Source organism: Eggerthella timonensis (assembly GCF_900184265.1).
In the GTDB taxonomy this organism is placed as follows: domain Bacteria; phylum Actinomycetota; class Coriobacteriia; order Coriobacteriales; family Eggerthellaceae; genus Eggerthella; species Eggerthella timonensis.
This window is the reverse complement of the sequence record NZ_FXXA01000002.1, coordinates 1,404,174-1,424,010: the sequence shown is the minus strand read 5'-3', so window position 1 is coordinate 1,424,010 and position 19,837 is coordinate 1,404,174. Positions and strand designations below refer to the sequence as shown.

The 19,837-nt window shown below is 57.3% G+C and carries 16 protein-coding genes; 2 read left to right on the top strand and 14 right to left on the bottom strand.

Going from position 1 to position 19,837, the window contains the following annotated elements:
• Positions 1-2: 2 nt before the first annotated feature.
• From C1A15_RS05885 to nrfD (C1A15_RS05855), 7 genes are all read right to left on the bottom strand, one after another.
• Positions 3-2,432: a molybdopterin-dependent oxidoreductase gene (locus tag C1A15_RS05885; RefSeq protein WP_101721684.1), complete on the bottom strand. Its 2,430-nt coding sequence runs from the start codon at positions 2,430-2,432 to the stop codon at positions 3-5.
• Positions 2,433-2,914: 482 nt separating this feature from the next.
• Positions 2,915-4,135, bottom strand: a complete 1,221-nt coding sequence (gene nrfD / locus C1A15_RS05880; RefSeq protein ID WP_101721683.1) for an NrfD/PsrC family molybdoenzyme membrane anchor subunit — start codon at positions 4,133-4,135, stop codon at positions 2,915-2,917.
• Between the two features lie 9 nt (positions 4,136-4,144).
• Positions 4,145-4,762 carry a 4Fe-4S dicluster domain-containing protein gene (locus C1A15_RS05875; RefSeq protein WP_035586529.1) on the bottom strand — a complete coding sequence of 206 codons (618 nt, stop codon included), beginning with the start codon at positions 4,760-4,762 and terminating at the stop codon, positions 4,145-4,147.
• 9 nt (positions 4,763-4,771) lie between these two features.
• Positions 4,772-7,183, bottom strand: a complete 2,412-nt coding sequence (locus C1A15_RS05870; protein WP_101721682.1) for a molybdopterin-dependent oxidoreductase — start codon at positions 7,181-7,183, stop codon at positions 4,772-4,774.
• Positions 7,184-7,479: 296 nt separating this feature from the next.
• Positions 7,480-8,493, bottom strand: coding sequence for a slipin family protein (locus C1A15_RS05865; protein WP_101721681.1), 1,014 nt, complete (start codon positions 8,491-8,493; stop codon positions 7,480-7,482).
• Positions 8,493-8,972 carry a GntR family transcriptional regulator gene (locus C1A15_RS05860; protein WP_101721680.1) on the bottom strand — a complete coding sequence of 160 codons (480 nt, stop codon included), beginning with the start codon at positions 8,970-8,972 and terminating at the stop codon, positions 8,493-8,495. The genes C1A15_RS05865 and C1A15_RS05860 overlap by 1 nt, the downstream gene beginning before the upstream one ends.
• 1 nt (position 8,973) lies before the next feature.
• Positions 8,974-9,915 carry an NrfD/PsrC family molybdoenzyme membrane anchor subunit gene (gene nrfD / locus C1A15_RS05855; RefSeq protein WP_101721679.1) on the bottom strand — a complete coding sequence of 314 codons (942 nt, stop codon included), beginning with the start codon at positions 9,913-9,915 and terminating at the stop codon, positions 8,974-8,976.
• 232 nt (positions 9,916-10,147) lie between these two features.
• Here nrfD (C1A15_RS05855) and C1A15_RS05850 point away from each other — a divergent pair, with 232 nt between their 5' ends.
• Both C1A15_RS05850 and C1A15_RS17215 read left to right on the top strand, forming a co-directional pair.
• Positions 10,148-10,939, top strand: coding sequence for a hypothetical protein (locus C1A15_RS05850; protein ID WP_101721678.1), 792 nt, complete (start codon positions 10,148-10,150; stop codon positions 10,937-10,939).
• Positions 10,940-11,219: 280 nt separating this feature from the next.
• The gene (locus tag C1A15_RS17215) at positions 11,220-11,504 is read left to right on the top strand and encodes a helix-turn-helix domain-containing protein (protein WP_245864941.1); all 285 of its coding nucleotides are present in this window, start codon (positions 11,220-11,222) and stop codon (positions 11,502-11,504) included.
• A 27-nt stretch (positions 11,505-11,531) separates the two neighbouring features.
• On the opposite strand, the gene C1A15_RS17210 is transcribed toward C1A15_RS17215, so the two are convergent.
• The 7 genes from C1A15_RS17210 to C1A15_RS05810 all read right to left on the bottom strand — a co-directional run bounded on the left by C1A15_RS17210 (position 11,532) and on the right by C1A15_RS05810 (position 19,331).
• Entirely contained in the window at positions 11,532-12,386 is an 855-nt protein-coding gene (locus tag C1A15_RS17210) for a ParB/RepB/Spo0J family partition protein (protein WP_245864940.1), read from the bottom strand.
• Between the two features lie 458 nt (positions 12,387-12,844).
• On the bottom strand, positions 12,845-14,047 hold the full coding sequence (locus C1A15_RS05835; protein WP_101721676.1) for a type III PLP-dependent enzyme domain-containing protein: 1,203 nt from the start codon (positions 14,045-14,047) through the stop codon (positions 12,845-12,847).
• Positions 14,040-15,083, bottom strand: coding sequence for an ATP-grasp domain-containing protein (locus C1A15_RS05830; RefSeq protein ID WP_101721675.1), 1,044 nt, complete (start codon positions 15,081-15,083; stop codon positions 14,040-14,042). Before C1A15_RS05830 ends, C1A15_RS05835 begins: the two co-directional genes overlap by 8 nt.
• On the bottom strand, positions 15,080-15,571 hold the full coding sequence (locus C1A15_RS05825; protein ID WP_180953009.1) for a GNAT family N-acetyltransferase: 492 nt from the start codon (positions 15,569-15,571) through the stop codon (positions 15,080-15,082). The genes C1A15_RS05830 and C1A15_RS05825 overlap by 4 nt, the downstream gene beginning before the upstream one ends.
• Before the next feature lie 35 nt (positions 15,572-15,606).
• On the bottom strand, positions 15,607-16,701 hold the full coding sequence (locus C1A15_RS05820; protein ID WP_101721673.1) for a DegT/DnrJ/EryC1/StrS family aminotransferase: 1,095 nt from the start codon (positions 16,699-16,701) through the stop codon (positions 15,607-15,609).
• 260 nt (positions 16,702-16,961) lie between these two features.
• Positions 16,962-18,425: a lipopolysaccharide biosynthesis protein gene (locus C1A15_RS05815; RefSeq protein WP_101721672.1), complete on the bottom strand. Its 1,464-nt coding sequence runs from the start codon at positions 18,423-18,425 to the stop codon at positions 16,962-16,964.
• Positions 18,426-18,434: 9 nt separating this feature from the next.
• Complete coding sequence (locus tag C1A15_RS05810) at positions 18,435-19,331, bottom strand: TDP-N-acetylfucosamine:lipid II N-acetylfucosaminyltransferase family protein (protein WP_180953008.1); 897 nt, start codon at positions 19,329-19,331, stop codon at positions 18,435-18,437.
• Positions 19,332-19,837 lie beyond the last annotated feature (506 nt).

Sequence of the window (19,837 nt, the reverse complement as noted above, 5' to 3'; positions counted from 1 at the left end):
ACCTACGCTTTTTCGATCTGGACGAGCGTGTCGTTATAGGGAATCTGAGGGCCGTGGAACATCTCGTAGCACCGCTCGTTGCGTGCCGAGTTCGTCACGTTCTGGAGGAACCCTTCCGGGTAGTATTTCGTGTACGTCGTCTCCGCCATGAACAGCACGCCCGGCTGCAAGCTGGGGTTCACGTGCGCCTTGCATACGAACGAGCCGCGGTCGTTGTACACCTTCACCTCGTCGCCGGTTTGGATGCCGCGCTCCTCGGCGTCGGACGGGAAGATGTTGACGTACGGGCCGAAATCCTCCTGAAACCACGGGGAAGCGCTGTAGTAGGCGTGGATGCGATAGCGCGACTTGCCCTGCACGAAGTACAGCGGATACGCTTCCTTCAAGGGGTTCTTCTCGAACGCCTCGTTTGCATCCTCGTATACGGGGAATTGGTGGCCCTGGTCGAGCAGGTACTCGTAGTACAGCTCGATACGCTCCGAAGGCGTGCCGTACACCTGATCGGCATGGCCGTCGGGACGGTAATCGGGACCCGCGCCGGCAACCGGCATGCAGCCGCCGTTCTTCAGAAGCGCATCGTAGGTGATGCCCTTCATGTTCGGATCGAGCTCTTCCACGCCCTCGAGCGAAAAGCGAGCCAGCTCCTCGTAGCTCTCGGGGAGCAGCTTCTCAAGGCCCCATTGGGCGGCCAGCAAACGCTCGATCTGCAGATCGCTCTTCGACTCGAACAAAGGCTCGATCATGCCGTTCGCCAGCATGACGTGACCGTAGCTCGCACGCAGCTGCTTGACGTCCTCCTCGCACTCGAACTTGGTGCACGCGGGCAGCACGATGTCGGCGTAGTCGACGGCAGACGAATGATAGATGTCGATGATGGCGAAGAAGTCGAGGCTCTTCACCCACGCGAGCGTATCGTTCGCGCTGGCTGCTTCAAGCGTGAACGCATCGCCGAACGTCAACGCCACATGGATGTTGTTCTCGTTGTACGGCATATCGTACATGGCCATGCCCGAATCGTTGTAGCCGTACTCCTCGGGAAGCTCCCAATTGTTCAGCGTTGCCACCGGATCGTCGGCACCCACGCCGCCATAGAAGCCGAAGCCCGAGCCCTTCCTGCCGTAATTGCCGGTCAGCGCGGTGAGAATGGACATCGAGTGCCCCAGAACGTCGGCGTTCGTGTACTTGTCGGGACCGCCCAGACCATAGTCGATGATGGCGGGGCCGTTGTTCGCATAGCGGTCGGCCAAATCGACGATCGCTTCCTGCGCGATGCCCGACGTTTCCGCAGCCCATTCGAGCGAGCATTCTGAGATCCACTGCTTCATCAGCGTGAATTCAGTGACGAGCTCCTTGCCGTCGACCGTCCAGCTTCCCTCGAGAACAGGATTGGCGCCCGCCTCGTCAAAGAGCACGGGGGCGTTGGCCGTCTCGTCCCAGACGTACGGCTTGCCGACGTCCTCCCCCGTGACCACGGTGGGATTCGGGCACAGCTCCTCGGCGCTGCGGTAGCTTTTGCCCGTCTTCTTGTCCACGAGGTACGGCAGGGACGTATGGGCTTTGACGAACTCCTCGTCGTACCAGTTCTCGTCGACGATGGCGCGGATCATTCCTTGGATGACCGCAGCGTCGGTGCCCGGATGCACCGGCAGCCAGGCATCGGCCTTCGACGCGGTACCGCTGAAGCGCGGGTCGAGCACAGCGATGTATGCGCCCGCTTCTTTCGCCTCCATCAGCGCGCGAGACCACACGATGCCGCTCTCGAGCGGGTTGTGCCCCACTTCGATGATGGTGGCGGCATCGGAGAATTCCCAGATGGAACGCGTCGGACAGTAGCTGAATGCACCGAACGCAGGCGTCTGCCCGTTCGGCTGGCCTCGGTCGAGGCCCCATTCTCCGCCCTGGTCGGCCTTCAGCAGCGCACCGATGAAGTCGAAGCCGATGGAAGCCTCGGTGGATTTGCGCACGAACACCGAGTCCGGACCGTGCTTCTCGTGCGACTCGTTGATGGCATCAGCGATGGCCTTGATGGCCTCGTCCCAGCTGATCTGCTCGAATTTGCCCTCGCCGCGCTCGCCGACGCGCCTGAGCGGCGTTTGCAGGCGATCGCTTGAGTAGATGTGCGCGACCTCGTTGATGCCGCGTAGGCAGATAGTGCTGTGGGACTCGTCGACGAGGTCGCTGGGCTCGATAAGGGCCACGCGCTCGTCGCGTATCGTGCACTTCAGGTTGCACCCGGTCAGGCAATGGAATTGGTGGCAGAGATGCGCCACCCGCTCCCCCGTCTCGGCGTGGGCCTGCGTCGGTGCGAGCCAGGTGTCGGCCGTGACCATGCCGGCGGCGCCCGCGAGACCCAAGGCCCCCGCCGCTGCGCCCGTCGCCTTCAAAAAGCTCCTGCGCGTGAGCCCGTCGTGCGGGCTGCTCGTTCCTGACATGTCTCCTCCTCAAAGATGTCGTCAGGATATCCCCGTTGTGCCGGTCGCGCGGTCCTCACACCGTCCGACCAACAAGCCTCATACGAGGATACCCCCTCTTCCTCGTGAGAATTGGCCAAATTCCACTGGCCCCACTATACGAAATTATCCTATGACAATCAATGATTGTCATAGGATAATTTTGAGTGTCATTATACTATTTTGCGGATAGTTTTTCGTTATCCCGCAGGTCATGTTCTTGTTTTTGCTTCGCATGGCCGAAGGATAGCACAAGGCGAGCGCGTCGTAGCTAAGGGTGTCCCTGTGAGCAGAAGTGCGGAATAACGAGGTATTTCAGCACAGATGTTTCACGTGAAACATCCGGGCGGCGCGCGATCGCGCTCGTCGTTGCCGCTGGCGCCAGGGAGAGGAGGCGGAAGTGAGGAGCTTCCGCCTCCAAGGGGGTGAGGAGCCCCTTCCCCAGCGTCACCGGTCGGGCGCGGTCAGGCAGCCTGCGCGGCCGTTTCGCACGAGACGGCTTCGGGTTCGCTCGGCGGCTTCAACAGCTTGCTCGCCAAGACGAGGAATGCCAACGCGCCGAGCGACACCACGCCGACGACCACGACGATCTCGACCCAGGTGGGTGCGTACACGCCGATCGTCGACCAGATGTCGGTGGCCCCGGCGTGCACGCCGGCCGACGATCCGGAGGAGATGCCCGGAGCGCCGTACACGTTCGGATGGATGAACGCCGTGAACAACAGCCACACGCGCTTGAAGAACACGCCCACCACCACGAGCGCCGAGGCCAGGATCACGAGTTTCGGACGCTGCCGGTTGGCCGAGAACACGAGAATGCAGAACGGGATGAGCAGCCCCGCGATGATCTCGAACCAGAAGAAGGGCGAGGTGACGCCGCTGAACAGCGTGCCGAGCGTCTCCATGCCGCCGGCGGTTTGCGGGTAGGCCACCGTCAACAGCTCGCAGCCGATGAAGAACGCGTCGACCGCGATGCACGTGGCCAAGAGGCCGGCCAGCGTGGCCATGAGCTTGCGGCCGAGCTCGAACACCTTCGCCGCCTGCAGCGCCAGCAGCACGATGAGCAGCAGCGCCAAGCCCGAGTCCATGGCCGAGGCCACGAAGATGGGCGCCATGATGGCCGAGTGCCAGGCCTCGCGCGCCAGCTGCAGGCCGAAGATCCACGCCGTCACCGAGTGCACGAGGATGGCGATGGGCAGCGCGAACCGCGAGATGATGCTGACCGCGTGCGGGTTGGCCCGCTTCGAGGTCATGAAGTACAGGTAGAGGATGTTGATGACGAGGTAGCAGGTGATCACGCAGATGTCCCACAGAAGCGGCGACATCGGGTTCGGCGACACGAGCACGTTCCAGATGCGCTGGATGCCGCCGAGGTCGATGAGCACGAACATGCCGGCGCAGCAGATGCACACCGTCGACAGGATGATGGCCGGCACCGCCACCTTCTTGAACTGCGCGATGCGAAACACCGACGCCGAGGAGGCCACGATCAGCCCGCCGGCCGACAGGCCCACGAAGAACATGAAGCAGGTGATGTAGAGGCCCCATGACGTTGCGTTGTTCATGCCGGTCACGCCGAGTCCGTTCATCAACTGGTAGATCCACGTGCCCACGCCCACCGCGACCAGCACGGCCAGCACGACGGAGGCGGCTTTGAATTTCATCGAGGTTCCGAAGGTTCCCATAGCGCTCCCCTATCCGTAGTAGTGAACTTGCGGGCGGGTGCCCTGTTCTTCCAGCAGCACGCCGGCGCGACGCTCCCGGACGATGCGCGACACGTCGCTGTTCGGGTCGTCCAGATCGCCGAACACGCGCGCTTTCGTGGGGCAGCACACCACGCACATGGGCTCGTCGCCGCGGTCGGTGCGCTCCTTGCACAGCGTGCATTTCTCCACGACGCCCTTGCCACGCACGGGCACGTCCTTGTCGCCGTAGTTGAAGTCGGGGTCGCGGCGCGGCTCGTTCCAGTTGAACACGCGGGCGTTGTAGGGGCAGGCCGCCATGCAGGTGCGGCAGCCGATGCACTTGTCGTAGGCGATCTCCACCCGGCCCTTTTCGTCCTTGTACGTGGCGCCCGTGGGGCACACGCGCAGGCAGGCGGGGTTCTCGCAGTGCTGGCACGCTACGGGAAGGTAGGCGCGCGACACGTTCGGGTACTGCCCGACGGCGCCGTCCACGATGTCGCAACCCTCGGTGAGCACGCGGTTCCACAGCATGCCCATGGGCACGTTGTTCTGCATCTTGCAGGCGTTCGCGCAGGTGTGGCACCCGATGCAACGCCCCGTGTTGATGGCGAGTCCGAATCTGGTCATGGCGCCCACCTACGCTTTCTTCACTTCGACGAGCGTGTCGTTGTAAGGGATGACCGGGCCGTTCAGCAAGGCGCGCCCGCGATCGGATATCCCGGGATTCGTGACGTTCTGGATGTTGCCGGCGCTCATGAACTTCGACCACTCGCCCTCGAAGACGCGCGCCGAGCCCGGGCGAACCGACTCGTCGCCCACCACGGGGCAGGCGAAGCTGCCGCGGTCGTTGAACGCCTCCACCGTGTCGCCGCTGACCAAGCCGCGCTGCTCCATGTCCGCAGGGTTGAGGTGCAAGGCGGCCGTGGAGTACTGGCGAATCCATTCCGCGTCGCAGAACTGGTTGTGGATGTGGAAGCGCGTGCGCATCTGGCACAGCTGCAAGGGGAAGCGGTCGCGCAGCTTGCTGTCCGCGCCGGTTTCCTCGGGAGCTTCGTAGGCGGGCAGCGCCTGATCGAACTTCACGAGATCCGGGAAGTACACGTCGAAGCGGCCCGACGCCGTGGGAACCTTGCCGTCGGAGAACGGCACGGCCGACGGTGCGCGGTACGGCAGCACGCCTTGGTTTGCCTGCAGCTCCTCGAGCGTGATGCCCTTGACCTTCGCGTCCTTCGCCGTGTCCAGCATGTGCGCGATACGCTCCTCGTTGCTCTTCGGCAACGGCGCGTCGATGCCGAGCGCGCGGGCCAGCTCGCGTTCGAACGCGAAGTCGGTCTTGCTCTCGAATAGCGGCTCGAGTACCTGCTGGCGCAGCATGACCTGGCCTTTGTTCGAGCGGATGCCGCCGAGCGCCTCGTCGCTCTCGAAACGCGAGCAGATGGGCAGCACGAGGTCGGCGTACTGCGCGCCCGTGCTGTGGTACACGTCGGCGTACACGATGAAGTCGAGTCCCTGCACCCATTCTTCCAGCTTGGTGAGGTCGGCAAAACGTTGCTGGATCTGGTCGCCCACGCCGATGAAGCACTTGACGGGGCTGTCCACGTAGGGAAGCTCGAAGGCGGGGACGGCGAGGGTGGTGGGCTTCATGTCCTCGGCGAGCGGCCATGCGCCGAGCCCCGCGCTGCCGTAGCCGAAGCCGGCGTAGCCCACGCCGCCGCCGGCGCGCCCGATGTTGCCGGTGATCGCGGCCAGCAGCCCGGCCGCATGGCCGGCGATGTCCGCGTTGCCGTACTTGTCGTTGCCTCCATAGCCCACGGCGATGCACGCGGGCCCGCCCGTGGCGTAGCGCTCCGCGAGCGACTCGATGGCGTCGGCAGGGATGCCCGTGACCTTCGACGCCCAGGCCGTGTCGTAGCTTTGCTGGTTCTCCTTGAGCAGCGAGAGCACCGTGGTGTAGGTTTCGCCGTCGACGGTGAACGTGCCTTCGAGCGCGGGAGATTCCACGTCCGCTGCCGGACGCGCGGCTTGCGCCTCGTCGTCCCAGACCAGGAAGGGGTTGGCGATGTCGTCTTCCGGCTCGCTCGCAGGGTCGACCGCATGGTCGCGCAACAACGAGCCGTCGGCTTGCGACACGAGGAACGGCAGCGAGGTGTGCGCGCTCACGTACGCCTCGTCGTACCAGCCGTTGTCCAGCACCTGCGTGATCATGCCCAGGAACAGCGCGGCGTCGGTGCCCGGCTCGATGGGTATCCACTCGTCGCACTTCGTGGCCGTGGTGCTGTAGTGCGGGTCGATGGCGATGGCGTGCATGCCCGCATCCTTCGCGTCGAAGAAGGGCTTGGTTTGCGTAAGGCTCGACTCGATGAAGTTCATGCCCACGAACAGCAGGGTCTTGCAGTTCATCCAGTCGGTCACGCCGTTGAACGCGCTCACCGCGCCCAGCGGGCCGGAGCGCTTGGCCCCGCCGTAGATCGGAGCCAAGCCGTTGGCATAGCCCACGTCGATGCCGCCGACGGTGTCCATGGACGCGCTCAGCAGCTTGCCCAGCTCGGACGCCACCTCAGACTCCATGGCGATGCTAACGAACACGCTCTGCTTGCCGTAGGCGTCCCAGCACTTCCGCACGTTTTCGGAGAAGTAGCTCATCGCCTCGTCCCAGGAGATGGCGACGAACTCGTTGGCGCCGCGCTCGCCCACACGCTTGAGCGGCGTTTGGATGCGCTCGGCGCTGTAGACGTGCTGGATTTCGGACAGGCCTTTGAGGCAGACGGTTTGCAGTCCTTCCTTGGCCTTGTCGTTCGGCTGGATCAGGCACAGGCGCCCGTCGCGCACGGTGCACTTCAGCATGCAATGCCCGCGGCAGTGAGCCTGGTGGTAGGTGTAGGCGACGCGCTCTTGCGGCTCCGCGTACGCCTCGGTCGGTGCGAGCCAGTCGTCCGCCGCGAACATTCCCGCAGCTCCCGCAATGCCCATCGTGCCGGCTGTGGCACCCGCGGCTTTGAGGAAGCTGCGGCGGGTCAGCGTCGTATTTGGCCTGTTCGTACCTGACATGGTTCCTCCTCGTCACGCTCGCGCCCCGGCGCGAAGCGTCGCTCGTCGTGTCAGGATGGCCGCCGGCACCTCGCGGAACCTGCGGACATCTGGATGGAATTGGCCAAATCCTATTAAAGTACTATAGTAAATAATCCTATGACAATCAAGATACTGTATATGATTTTATTACACTAGATTATATTATTTTGAGGATAAAGCGCCCCGTCGGCTCGCATGCTCTCGCGTAAAAAAGAACGGATGTTTCATGCGAAACATCCGTTCTCGATCATCGTATGCGCCGCATGCGGCCGCCACTACGCCCCCACTCCGGGCCCCTTCCCCAGCACGTCCTTCGCCGCGTCGCCCAGCACGTCGCCGAAGCCCTCGCTGAAGCTGCTCGGCACCACCACCGTGCCGCCCGTCTCGCGCACGCTCTCGTACAGCAGGTGCATCGCGCGCAGGCGCAGCGCGGCGTCGTTCTTCGCGTACGTGTCGCCCATGTCGTCCATCATCTCGCAGATGTCCTGCTCGGCTTCCATGAGGATGATGCGCGCTTTCTTGCGCTGCTCGGCCTGGGCCTCCAGCGACATGACGTCCTGCAGCTCCTTCGGCAGCAGGATGTCGCGGATCTCCACCGACAGCACGGTGATGCCCCAGGGCGCCACCTTCTCCTCGAGCACGCGCTTGAGCTCGCGGTCGAGCTGTTCGCGGCGGATGGCCACCTCGGCCACGCTCGCGCGCCCGATGGCGTCGCGCAGCGCCGTCTGGGCCGCCAGCTCCACGGCGCGCGTGAAGTCGCCCACCTCGATGCAGGCCGCCTTCGCGTCCCACACGTGCCAGAACAGCACCGCGTTCACGTCGAGCGGCACGAGGTCGGCCGTGAGGGTCTCTTCGGCGCCGAACGTAGTGGCGCGCACGCGGGTGTCCACGCGCATGGTGTTCTGCTCGATGACGGGAAACGTCCAGAACAGACCCGGTCCCGACACGCGGTTGAACGTGCCGAAACGCAGCACCACCACCTTCTCCCATTGCTGCGCGATGTGCACGGCCGCCGTGGCCAGCAGCGCGCAGACGAGCGCGACCGCGATGGCCGCGACGCCCACGCCCGCAAGCGCCTGCCACACGCCCAGCACGAGGCCGAACGTCAGCAGGAACACCACCGCCGAGAACAGCAGCACGCCGGTGCTCGACGCGCGCTCGCCTACGATCTCGGTGCTGGCCTCGGGGACGACGTGCCAGCGCGCGTGCGACGACGCGGAGGGCGATGCGGGCGCACCGCCGACGCCCCGTGCCGTCTCAGCTTCGTTTCGCCTGGTCTTCACCCTCATCACGCTCCCGCCTGCTTCTTGCGCGTCGCGCCGCCCACGTCGACCGGAACGATGCGCGCCGTGCCGTCGCCCCGCTCGAGCGGCGGCTCAAGGCCCTCGTCCTTCTTGATCTGCTTGATTTTCTTGATCATGCACTTCTGCACGTCGTCGAGCGACAGCCCCAGGTCGCGGCAAGCCGCCACGCAGTCGCCCATGATGCCGTCGACGTCCTTCGTGTACTCCTCGTCCATCTCGGCATCGAGGTCGCGCACGAACACGCCGCGCCCGCGCGTCGATTCCAGGTAGCCGTCGGAGACGAGGCTCAGGTACGCCTTGTTCACCGTGTTGTAGTTGATGGATATCTCTGAGGCCAGGCCGCGCACGGTCGGCAGCTGGTCACCCGGCTTAAAGTACCCCGAGTTGATCAGGTAGATGAGCCGCTGGCGCAGCTGCACCCACAACGGCACATCGGTGGTCGAATCCACTTCGAACGGAAACATATCACATCACTCCCATCGAGCTGAGCACCGGGTGGGCGCCAGCCGCAACAACGCAGAACCGCATGACGAACCCGCCGGCCAGCACGCACGCCGCCGTGAACAAGGCGACGCCCGGCAGCGGGCGGCGGCGCATGGCGAGCACGCCGTCCAGTACGAGCGGCACCGCCAGGCCGAGCGCGACGAAGCAGCCCCAGAACAGCTGCGCATTCGCGCCCGCCACCAGCTCCCGCACCGACTGCGCGGCGGCGAGCTCGGTGCCGTTGGACAGCGGCGCACCGGCCAGCGAAGCCGCGTACACGAACACCGCGACGACGATCGCCTCGATCACGATGACCACGGCATCGACCGCCGCCAAGCGTCCGAGCACGGCATCGAACGCGGATGCCACGCCCGTGAACTGGGCAAGCGCCAGCGCGCATGCGATGCCGCACGACAGCGACGAGGCCGCGAACAACGCCGGCAGCCACGGCGTGGACCACAGGGGCACCGCGCCGAGGCTCTGGAGTAGAAGCCCCGTGTACACCATGACCACCGCCGCCACGAGCGCAGTCGCCACCTGGAGGATGCGCACGAGGGCGACGTTCCAGGTGCCAACGCCAAGCCACGCGAGAGCGAGCGCCGCCGCGAGCGCGAGACAGATTGCGAGCGCCCATGAGCCCACTGCCAGGTACGACGCCGTGGGATGCAGGAGCAGCAGGATCACGCGCTCAGCGTTGCCGAGATCGGCCAGCAAGCACACGATGCCGAGCGCCAGCAGCACGAACGCGGTGCCGAACCCCGAGCCGAGCAGCTTGCGGTACGCGGCGTTCGGACGAAGGTGCACGCCCGGGGGCGTTGACACGCATGCGCGCGGAACGAGCTGGCCCAGCACGGAGAGGACGAGAGCGAGCCCCGCCCCGGCGCCGCCGAGGAACAGGTAGCACACGACCAGATCGCTCAGCATGCCCGCCCTCCCCTCGTCGTTTGCGCGGGCGGCATCTCACCGCGGACGCGCCGTCCGCGTGACCCGCACGCCGCCCCAACCTACGCGCCGCCCCGAGCCCGCACGCCGCCCCGAGTCTGCGCACCCGAATAGTCATAGGATAATTCTACCACGTCCGGGGCGTGCCATGTATGCAATACGAGACATGGCCCAGAATGCATTCTGTGCAAGAATGGGAAAACAAACGTAAAAGATGGGAGTGGTTGCTATGTATTACACCTTGAACCTCGTTGATCTCGCCTGCGTCGCCATCATAATCATGGGATTCTCGGCATTCGTAAAAATACTTCCGAAGAGCAAGCGCAGCACTCGATCAACTATCGATGCCATCGCCAGCCAAAGAAAGAGAGTGGCTGTTTACGGAACCCTCCTAATTGGGCTCTGTATCGCTTGCGCAGCACCCTCCGTTTTGTATTTTCTTGACGGCTCGGCAGCAATCGAAAAAACGAAAGCCCAAGCGGCCTTCGAGGAGGGCATTGATAAGCAAGAACTTGATCCTCCGAACATCGCGGTTCTGCTCAAAAAGAGCAACGAAGAGCACCTCGTAACCTATCTGAGGAGAATGGGGGAAACGGGAATGCATGGCTGGAGCGCTGAAAGCATCCGTTTGGATCACGAAGGCTCGAGGCCCCTCTCCTCTCTCTATTGCCAAAGCATCGAAAAAGAAAGAACTCTGCAACTGGCCGACCTCGAGTCTTTGGACCAGATAGACCAAATCAACCTTAGCACCTATGTTCAAGCTTCGACCCTCGAACAAGCTATCGAAAAAATTGAAAGTACATTCGATCTTCCTAGATATACGGTCATCAATACGACTTATGCGACATCGCAACCTTACGAGAGTTCGCAGGGAATTGGTTTCGAATGCGTCTATCAAGACGACCTGCCATGGAAGGTATCCGGAAATCTTCGAAAGGAAGATACCTATAAAGGAGAAGATGCCTATTTAGCCTCAATCACTTTGGTGCGTTACGCAACAGCGTAACGCACGGACGGACACAATCAGCCAGCAGAAGATGCGACGCTCAAGGAGCCCATCCCATTCGACCACGACTGCGCACAGAGCGCTCTAAACGAATTGCACGAGCGCACTGCTTCCCCCTTTTGGTTCCATGGCAGAGCGAGGCAGAAGTTCAGCTATACCAAAACGGAACATGATGCTTTCGCTTTCTAAGAAAAGTCGCGTTTTGTACCCTCGTGGATACACGCCTTCGTATTCATCGGGTTACGCTTGACGCATGGGTAATCTCAGCAAAAAGCAGACGATGGAACGCAAGGACCCCCTTGTGAGAAAATACGCGTCTGACCTTGGGACAAACCTCCGACAGATCCGAAAAGACCAAGGATTGACGCAGAAAAAGCTGGGGCTCATGATCGGCTCGGAACACTCTCGCATCAGCAATATCGAATGCGGCTACGTCGCCTTGAGCATTCCGGACCTCGTGAAGCTGAGCCGCGCGCTCGACGTCGACCCCTGCCAGCTCGCCGACCTCGCGCCGCTCAAGCTGATCGATTATCCCGAGCGGACGGACGGCCACGCGCGGTTGTAGCCGCCTTTCCGACGCACGCTCCCAACCTTACAGCTGGTCCACCAGGCTCTTCAGCTTGCGAACGAGCCCCTGCGGCAACGGCACCCCGGCGCGATCCATCTGGCGCGCCTCCTCCGCGCTGCGGATGGCAAGCTGCAGCGCGCGAGCCGCATCGGCCGTCGTCTTGGGCCGTGACGCTTTGAGGTGAGCCTTCAGCTGGCCGAGCGTCATCTCCTGGCGCTGGTACTCGGCGAACAGGTCGAGCTGTTTCTGGTTCGGCAGCTCCGAGATGGCGCGCAAGGTGAGCGGGTCGATGGCCCCCGCCTGCGCCTCCACCTGCCAGTTCTCGTTCAGGTCGCCCGTGAGAAGCTCCGCTTGCTCGCGCGTTTCGCGCAGGCGCCTCTCGGCCGCGATGGCGCGCTTGACCGTGGCCGGCGACACCGACTGCCCCGTCTCCTCGGTCACGATGCGCGCGATGATGTCGTTCGTGCGCACGCCCTTGAGCGACGGGTCGGCCTCGCGCAGCGCCGGCACTTCCCTGCCGATGGCCGCGTAGCGCGCGCCGCGCTCCTCCTGCGACAGGCGGCGGGTCACGAGGTTGGTGACATTGAGCAGAACGCGGGCGCGGGCGTCGTCGAGGTCGTCGACGAGCGTGACCGGGATGGCGCGGAAGGTCGCGTCCTCGCGGGCAAGGCGCTTGTATGCCTCGAGTCGGCGGTGGCCGGCGATCATCTGGTAGGCGCCGTCCGGCAGCTTACGCACGAGCGGCAGCTGCCCGAGGCCCTCGGAGCGGATGGACGCGACGAGCTCCTGCATCTCGCTTTCGTCCATGGTGAAGTCGTTCTCCGGGTGCGACTGGATGCTGTCGAGCGGGAGGGTGAGGGTTTGGTAGGGAGATGACATGAGCGAGGGCCTTTCCAAAATTTGCATATTACTACCAAAATATTCGTATATATTGCATACTATCTTTCATTTTACAATCACATACAATATCTGTATCGAATACTCCAAAACCAATCAACTACGGGGTCACCGTGACCCCGCCCATCATACCACCACCCCGACCCTGATAAACACGATTATGAAATCAGTCGCTCCTTCGCAACCATTCGCCTAGATTTCTTTGGTTGTTGTGAGAAGAGCACGGAGTTACGCTCGTTTTTTCGAAATTTGCTTAATCACGTGGCATCGCCGTATGGTTCAAAAATGCATGAGAATGCCGGTATTGGCGGAGGCCCATACCTGGATCATACGTTTAACACTCCAGTTATTCGGCATCAAAACTCGGTCGCAATATCAACATGTATAAGAAGCGTAGCCATACGGAAGGACCCCGGAGACGAACCCACCAAAAAAATATTTTACATAGATGGAGGGTTAACGGAATCGGTATGATATGAGCCGCAAGCGATTTGGCGATACACGCCATCTGCTTCTCTCATATAAATCTCGGGCGAATGCTTTATAAAAAAACCTGGCGCAAAGGAGACCGTGTACGCCCCCGCGTTTTTCACTACTACAATATCTCCCCGAGAAAGAAGAGCTTCATTTTCAATGTCCTGAAGCCTATCCATTTCAACGCACGTATATCCACATATCGTTTGAATCGGGACAGGGCTCGTCGATTTGAACCGATAATAATCGCAAGTGAAAGCTCTGCGAGAAAATACAGTACTATTGAGGTTTAGCTTACTAAGCTCGGTAACTACGAAAATTCTCCCTCTAACACTTTTTACATCAATCACTTTTCCGACGTATTCTCCAGCCGTGCAAAGAACGGATCCTCCGGGTTCGCAAATCAACGTTAGTTCTTCGCGACCGGGGAAGCGATCTAATCCAGCGATGATGTTTTTAACATATTCACCATATGCAGACCTGTTAGTCCCTCCTCCGTAGTATCCGCCTCCTAGGTCTAGATACTCAAGGCTACGCAACTCAAACAATGACGCGATATTGCACAGCATTGAAGCTATGGCATTGTAAACGGCAGGTGAATGCGTTTTAGTTGAAAAATGCACATGCAGACCAGCTGGCTCCACGTTGCTTACGCGCAATTTTTCGATGGCTCGCTTTAGAGACCCATCTTCAAGACAGAAGCCGAATCGAGAGCCTTCGTCCTCAGCTATCGTTTCGCCAGGACATATTTTCTCTAGATCAAAATTCACCCTTAACCCGACACGCGGAACAACGGAATGCTCGCGTGCGAAATCGCATGCATATTGGATTTCTCTTTCGGAATCAAGATTGACTACCGCCTCATGCAATAATGCATATTTAAGCCAATTGCGGCTTTTTATCGGACCGTTGAATATGATTTCTTTTGGATTGAATCCTGCATCGAGAGCAAGTTGGAATTCTTCATCGGATACCACTTCCGCCATGCACCCAAGCTTCCGAGCAAAAGACGCTATTTCCACGATGGGGGCAGTTTTCACTGACAAACCTACTGCCGTTTTTCCATTCCAAGCGAAATGCATCGCTTCTTGAAACGCGTTAATGTTGTCATGTAGCTCTTTTGCATCATAAACAAAACAGGGTGTACGAAGATCTTGATACTTATCCATAACTAGCCTCCCGAGATACGCGCTTATTAACTTCTGGCGTCACGATACCAATTTCTTTATAAGAGAACGTTCCTCCTTGAGAGGCGAGACAGCGCGCTGGAATTTCATTTCCGAGAGACCACTCAATTATGGCCAAAGGCAGGTTTACGCCCGACGCATGAGAAAAGGGATACCCTCCGCCAAACCGAGCATTGAGCTCAAGAACGACGCAGCGATCGCCGGAAACAAATACATCTACATCCATGTTTCCTGGATGAGGGCACGCTTCTGCGAGGCGTTTTCCAAGTTGCTCAAGTGCTTCCGATCGAACGACGATTGCACTATCGGTTTCTCCAGATCTCATGGCAAGCTTTTTCTTCACGATCGTCGACTCATAGGTGCCACTTAAATCGCATATAACATCGAGTCCATATTCTTCTCCTTCAAGCTTTTCTTGCACCAAAATGCCATGATCCTTGTCTTCCTGCGACTCATATTTCAAATACGAATGGCCGATCGCATCCTCGGTCAAAATCCAAGCCGCCCTGAGCGTGGCCTCGTTTCTCGCTTCGTGCACTCCTATTGACCCCATACCCCATCTAGGTTTAATAAAAAGCGGATAAGCTATATTGCCGTTTTTTATATGATCAAGAGCGTCTTCGAGGCTATTCAAGGTGACAGGAACGTCAAACCCCCTCTTTTTCAGGTAATTTACGGTCAAAAGCTTGTCGTTGCAAATTTCGGCTATTTCAATCCCAGGGGCTATCACTTGCGTGCCAATAGCCTCAAAAGACGGTTTACTCTTGGCAAGGACAGGGATGTCTACGTCAAACAAGGGAATCAAAAGATCGACTGCGTTGTTCTGGCAGTAATCGAGCAGAAAGGGGATATAGCGTGAATCGTATATCAAAGGGGTTATGACGCTGTCGTCCGCACGATAAAACGCCGGACAAGCAGCACTGTTCGCCGCTATCACTTTGCCCCGGCCGTCCAGCGCGTCGATGAAATACTGAACAAGGTAGCTGCGCCTGCCGGCCGAGGTTAACAGAATATTCATCGAACACCTCTTGATTCCATGTAGGGAAGAGAACCGTTGAAGTCTAGGCTCATGGTGAAGAATGCGCTATTGCGATCAACAACCACAAACCCGTGCGACTCGTAGAACCGCTTAGCACGGTCATTCTCCGTTCTTACGTCGAGACGCATTCGTGACATGCCGAACTTTTGAGATTCTCGTATCGCAACACTCAAAAGCGCATGGCCCAGACCTTCGCCTCTTGCGGATTCATCTGTTGCAAGAAGCGTAACGAATGCGGACTTCGACTCGAGGTCGTTTGCGTAGAAAGAGACCGCCCCGAGAACAAGGCCATCCTTTTTGTAGGCAAAGGTCTTGCCATGCGTCGCCACTTTGTCAATCAGCGTATCGAAGCTGTCTACCGTTTCTTCAAGAGGCGGTTCAAAGGCAATGGACAGGCCCTTCCATATCGTCGCGATAGCGTCGCGCTGGACAACCGCTTCTAGATTGTCAAGCTGTTTCAATGTCACGATGGCAAGCCTTTCGTTTCACATTTCTCTCATAACTAAAAGCAACCGACTTCTAAGACGATTTCGCAAATCCTGTTGACATCTTTCAACTCAAGATCCGCGTACATGGGCAGTGTTAGGATCCTTTCAGCAACGTGTTGCGCGACAGGCGTTTTCGAAGAATCGAAACGCCCTTTGTAGCAAGCATAATCAGAAACGAGCGGATAGAAATACTTTCGGGCATGTATCCCTTGCGCTGCAAGAGCATTGAACACATCATCACGCGTTGCGCCGAACGCTTCTTCGAAGACCACGGGGAAGTACGCATAGTTGGATCTGACACCTGGTTGTTTATCCAGAAGAACAAGCCCAGGAGAACCCGACAAGAGCTCGCTATAACGATTGTGCACGAGCCTGCGCTTCTCGATCTCTTTGTCGATGTGGCGTAGATTGCATATTCCCATAGCGGCGCAGAATTCGTTCATCTTGGCATTGCCGCCAACATATTCCACCGATTCTGGACCGGTAATCCCAAAGTTTTTCCATTGATTGAAACGTTCTTTCAGAGCGGGGTCTTTAAAAACCACCGCACCGCCTTCTATGGAGTTGAACACTTTTGTAGCATGGAAACTGAACATGGAAGCATCGCCAAACGCCGCAACCGAAACGCCGTCAACGCTCACTCCGAATGCATGCGCTGCATCGTATATCACCTTGAGATTGTATTTGCGAGCAACCTCTTGAATCTTGTCAACCTCGCAAAGGTTTCCGTAGACATGCACGGGCATAATGGCGCAAGTAGAGCTATCGATTAACTGCTCGACGCTCTCAGGGTCAATTGTGTAGTCGCTGCTCTTTATGTCGGCAAACACAGGAGTTAAACCCTTACGCACGATGGCATGTACCGTACTAGCAAAGGTGAAAGGAGTTGTTATGATCTTCCCCTTGAGATCCATCGCTTCAATAGCGCATTCAAGAGCCGAATGCCCATTTGTAAAAAGAGCGACATTCTCTGCTTCTAGCTTGTCTTTGAGCGCTTGTTCAAACTCGCCATGCTTTTCGCCCATATTGGTTAGCCAATGGGTATTCCACAATGAGGCAATCTCGTTCGCATATTCCTCCAACGACGGCATGGATGATCGAGTTACCATAATGCTATCATTCAAAATCCCCTCAACTCCTTTGCGCCAATCTTCAAATCATTGAACTTTGTTTTGAGCTGCTTTGCTCTTCCGAAAAGCAAACCGAACAGGTTGGCCCAATCGTCGCGATTGCGAGAAGCGAGGTGGAAGCATACGGAAAGGCTTTGGACACCACGAATTCACCAACAGTAAGAACTGCATCCAACAACGGAGCACAACTAAATATTTTGTCATCGAGGGTTTTACACGGAGTCGTCGCATGCTGAAGATCAGCTTCGTGACCTATCTGAGAGCAAATCCATTCCCGTGCTTATCAGATATGAAAAAGCTTCTACTTTCAATAATTTTGCAAACCCCAGATACACAGAGACCATCACGAAACACCGAGCTAATATGGCTACGACGTCCGGCAAATTGACGAAGCCGAGCGGCAACGTGGCCAATACCGATATTGCAGTGAGAAGAAAGGCGGGCAGGATATCTCGAACCTGTTCCGCATAGCTGTAACGTATGATTCGTCTGTTAGGCCAAGCGTTCACAAAGGTGCAAATGGCTCCTACGACCATGTAACTGGCAACAACGAAATAGACGTTCTGGGTAACAACTACGCTAAAGAGGAGAATGGTAACGCCACAGGCTTCTTTCAGTATTTCGAGTTTCAGGAACAAGTCGCTTCGCCCTAGCCCATTAAGTGTTTGGAGATTGGCCGTATGCATCGGAAGCAAGGCGTATACGAAACAGTACATTTGCATAAAGGGAACCGTTTCCAACCACTGTTCGCCAAGAAGAGTCCGCGTAAGAGGCTCGGCAACGACAGCAAGCATGGTCATAGATGGCACTATTAGAAAAGAGGAGGTTTTCAGTGCTCTCCGAGTTAGCCGCTTCACATAGTCCGCATTATCTTGCACACGCGAAATCACTGATAGCATGACTGGCTGAATGGCTCCATCCAGCATCGACCCTATGGCTTGAGGATATTTTTTTCCTTGCGACACCAAGCCAAGATTAGCCGTCGAAAACTGTTTTCCGATTATTAAATCCGACAGGCTCTGGTATCCAACCCCAAGAAGCCCGGAAGCCAGTAATTTCCAGCTAAATCCGAAAAAAACTTTGGCACGTCTCACATCAATGGTGAAACGGGGTCGCCATGCTATTTGAAAAGCTAGCACTACGCAGTTAGCTGTTTGGTTGATCACCTGCTGGATAACAAGGGCCCACAAGCCCGCTCCGCAAATTGCAGATATCACCCCAATAAGACCCGATACAAGCGCTGCAACTATTGTGGAAAAGAAAATCTTCTTAAATTCAAGCTCCCGAGTTGCTTTCGCCACCTGAACAGAGTTATAAGCATTTACGAACAGAACGAGTCCGAGCGTTCGAAGGGGCCATGTTATTTCTTCGGAATGATAGAAAAGCGCAATAGACGGGGCAAAAATGTATAGCGCAATGTAAAAAATCAGTGCAATAGAACAGCACATCCAGAATACTGTCGAATAATCTTTCCCGGACACCTCTCGAGCTTGCACGAGAGCTGTATTGAGGCCGGACTGTACAAAAACGTTTCCTAAGTTCACAAATACTAGAATGATCGCCAACATACCGAACTGCTCAGGCGCAAGCAGTCGAGCCAAAACGATTTGTATAACGAGCGAGACCAGACTTGATCCCCCTCGTTCGGACAATTTCCAAACAAGCGACGAGATGGTTTTGCTTTTGAGCGTATCCGCAGCCATTTACGTGTTCTACGCCTCGAAGAGCGCTTCCCATTTCCCGATCATCTCTGAGCGCGAAAGTGAATGCTTCATTATCTCTCTGTTCGAATTTTGATCATGCGAATCGAAGCGTAATAAGTCTTCGAATTTCTCACTTCCAACATCTTCCATGCTGAATACGTTTAAGTTCAATTCATCCTTATAGTGCGACCACATTGATGTGTTCTTCCGAATGTAAACCTTCGATCCCATACTTAGCAAAAGACCGATGTTTCCTAGACCTTGCTGTCTATTGTTATTGAAAAATCCGACTGCGACGCGAGATAGAAGATCTTGATAATCTTCCGTCTCAAATAAATCAACCAGAGGAATGAGTTTAGAGCCTAGCTTATTACGCCCATACGCTATCACTTGATCGCGATAATCGCTATCGCCATACGACAGAGGGCATATCAACTCGAAGTCAGCTGCAGCGTATGCTGCCAACTGATCGATCGCTTCCATATGGCAATTCGTCTTCGTAGCACTGTTTCCCAGCTGGAACAAAGGGGGATTAAGCTGCTTCGAGTAGTTTTTGCTTGCATTGGGAAGCGTCTCGAAACCATACGATACCAGATAATGCGAGCCTTCGAATCCTGTAACCTCTTGAAGCAGATCATAGTCACCTTCGAGCAGGCATCCAACGCCAGCAGCGCTCCTAATTACCCATTTTTTCACTGGCGATATCAAGGTGTTTTTGGCACCTGTTTGACCATCCCTAAAAGGATAAAGGTCTCCTCCCCAAAAAATGATATACGTTTTACGTAGAATATTTTTTTGCAAAGCTAGGAAAGCGCATAACCTATTGTCAAAGAAACCGTGCACCACAACTTTCGAAGACCTCTCTATGGCTAAGGCAAACTCTCGATCCGACCAGTAATCTTCCATGCAATGGATTCTCGAAGAATCGTCGCCTTTTACGCTTTGCGACATACGCGCAAAATAAAGGTGCTGTTCTTTGTCAAAGCAATCATCGATGATGGATACGTACTGTTTCTCTATTGTTCCCGTAGAATTGAAAACGTGAGTTATCAAAGAATCGCTCCTTCTATTTCGTAAACTTCGGAAGATCGAGATACCAAATGCCTTGGGTCGAAAAAAAATTCGTTAAAAACTCACGTACGGTCCCGACGGCCAGCTGAACACCGTTTCGCGCAGGTGCTTCGTGACAGGTATCCATCGGTACATAGGCGTGCGCGCTCGACAGTCCTCTGCTCGTGCATGGGCTTGAGATAGTGCGCCGCGGTAGAAACAGCACCTGGTTCGATGAGCAAAGTAAAATAGTCGATAATATTGATCGCGTAGGAGGCGCGCAGAGATGGATTTTTGCTCAACATGCGAACCAATATCACGCCGCACAAAAATGCGATGATCTTATTGACAACCCCGGAACC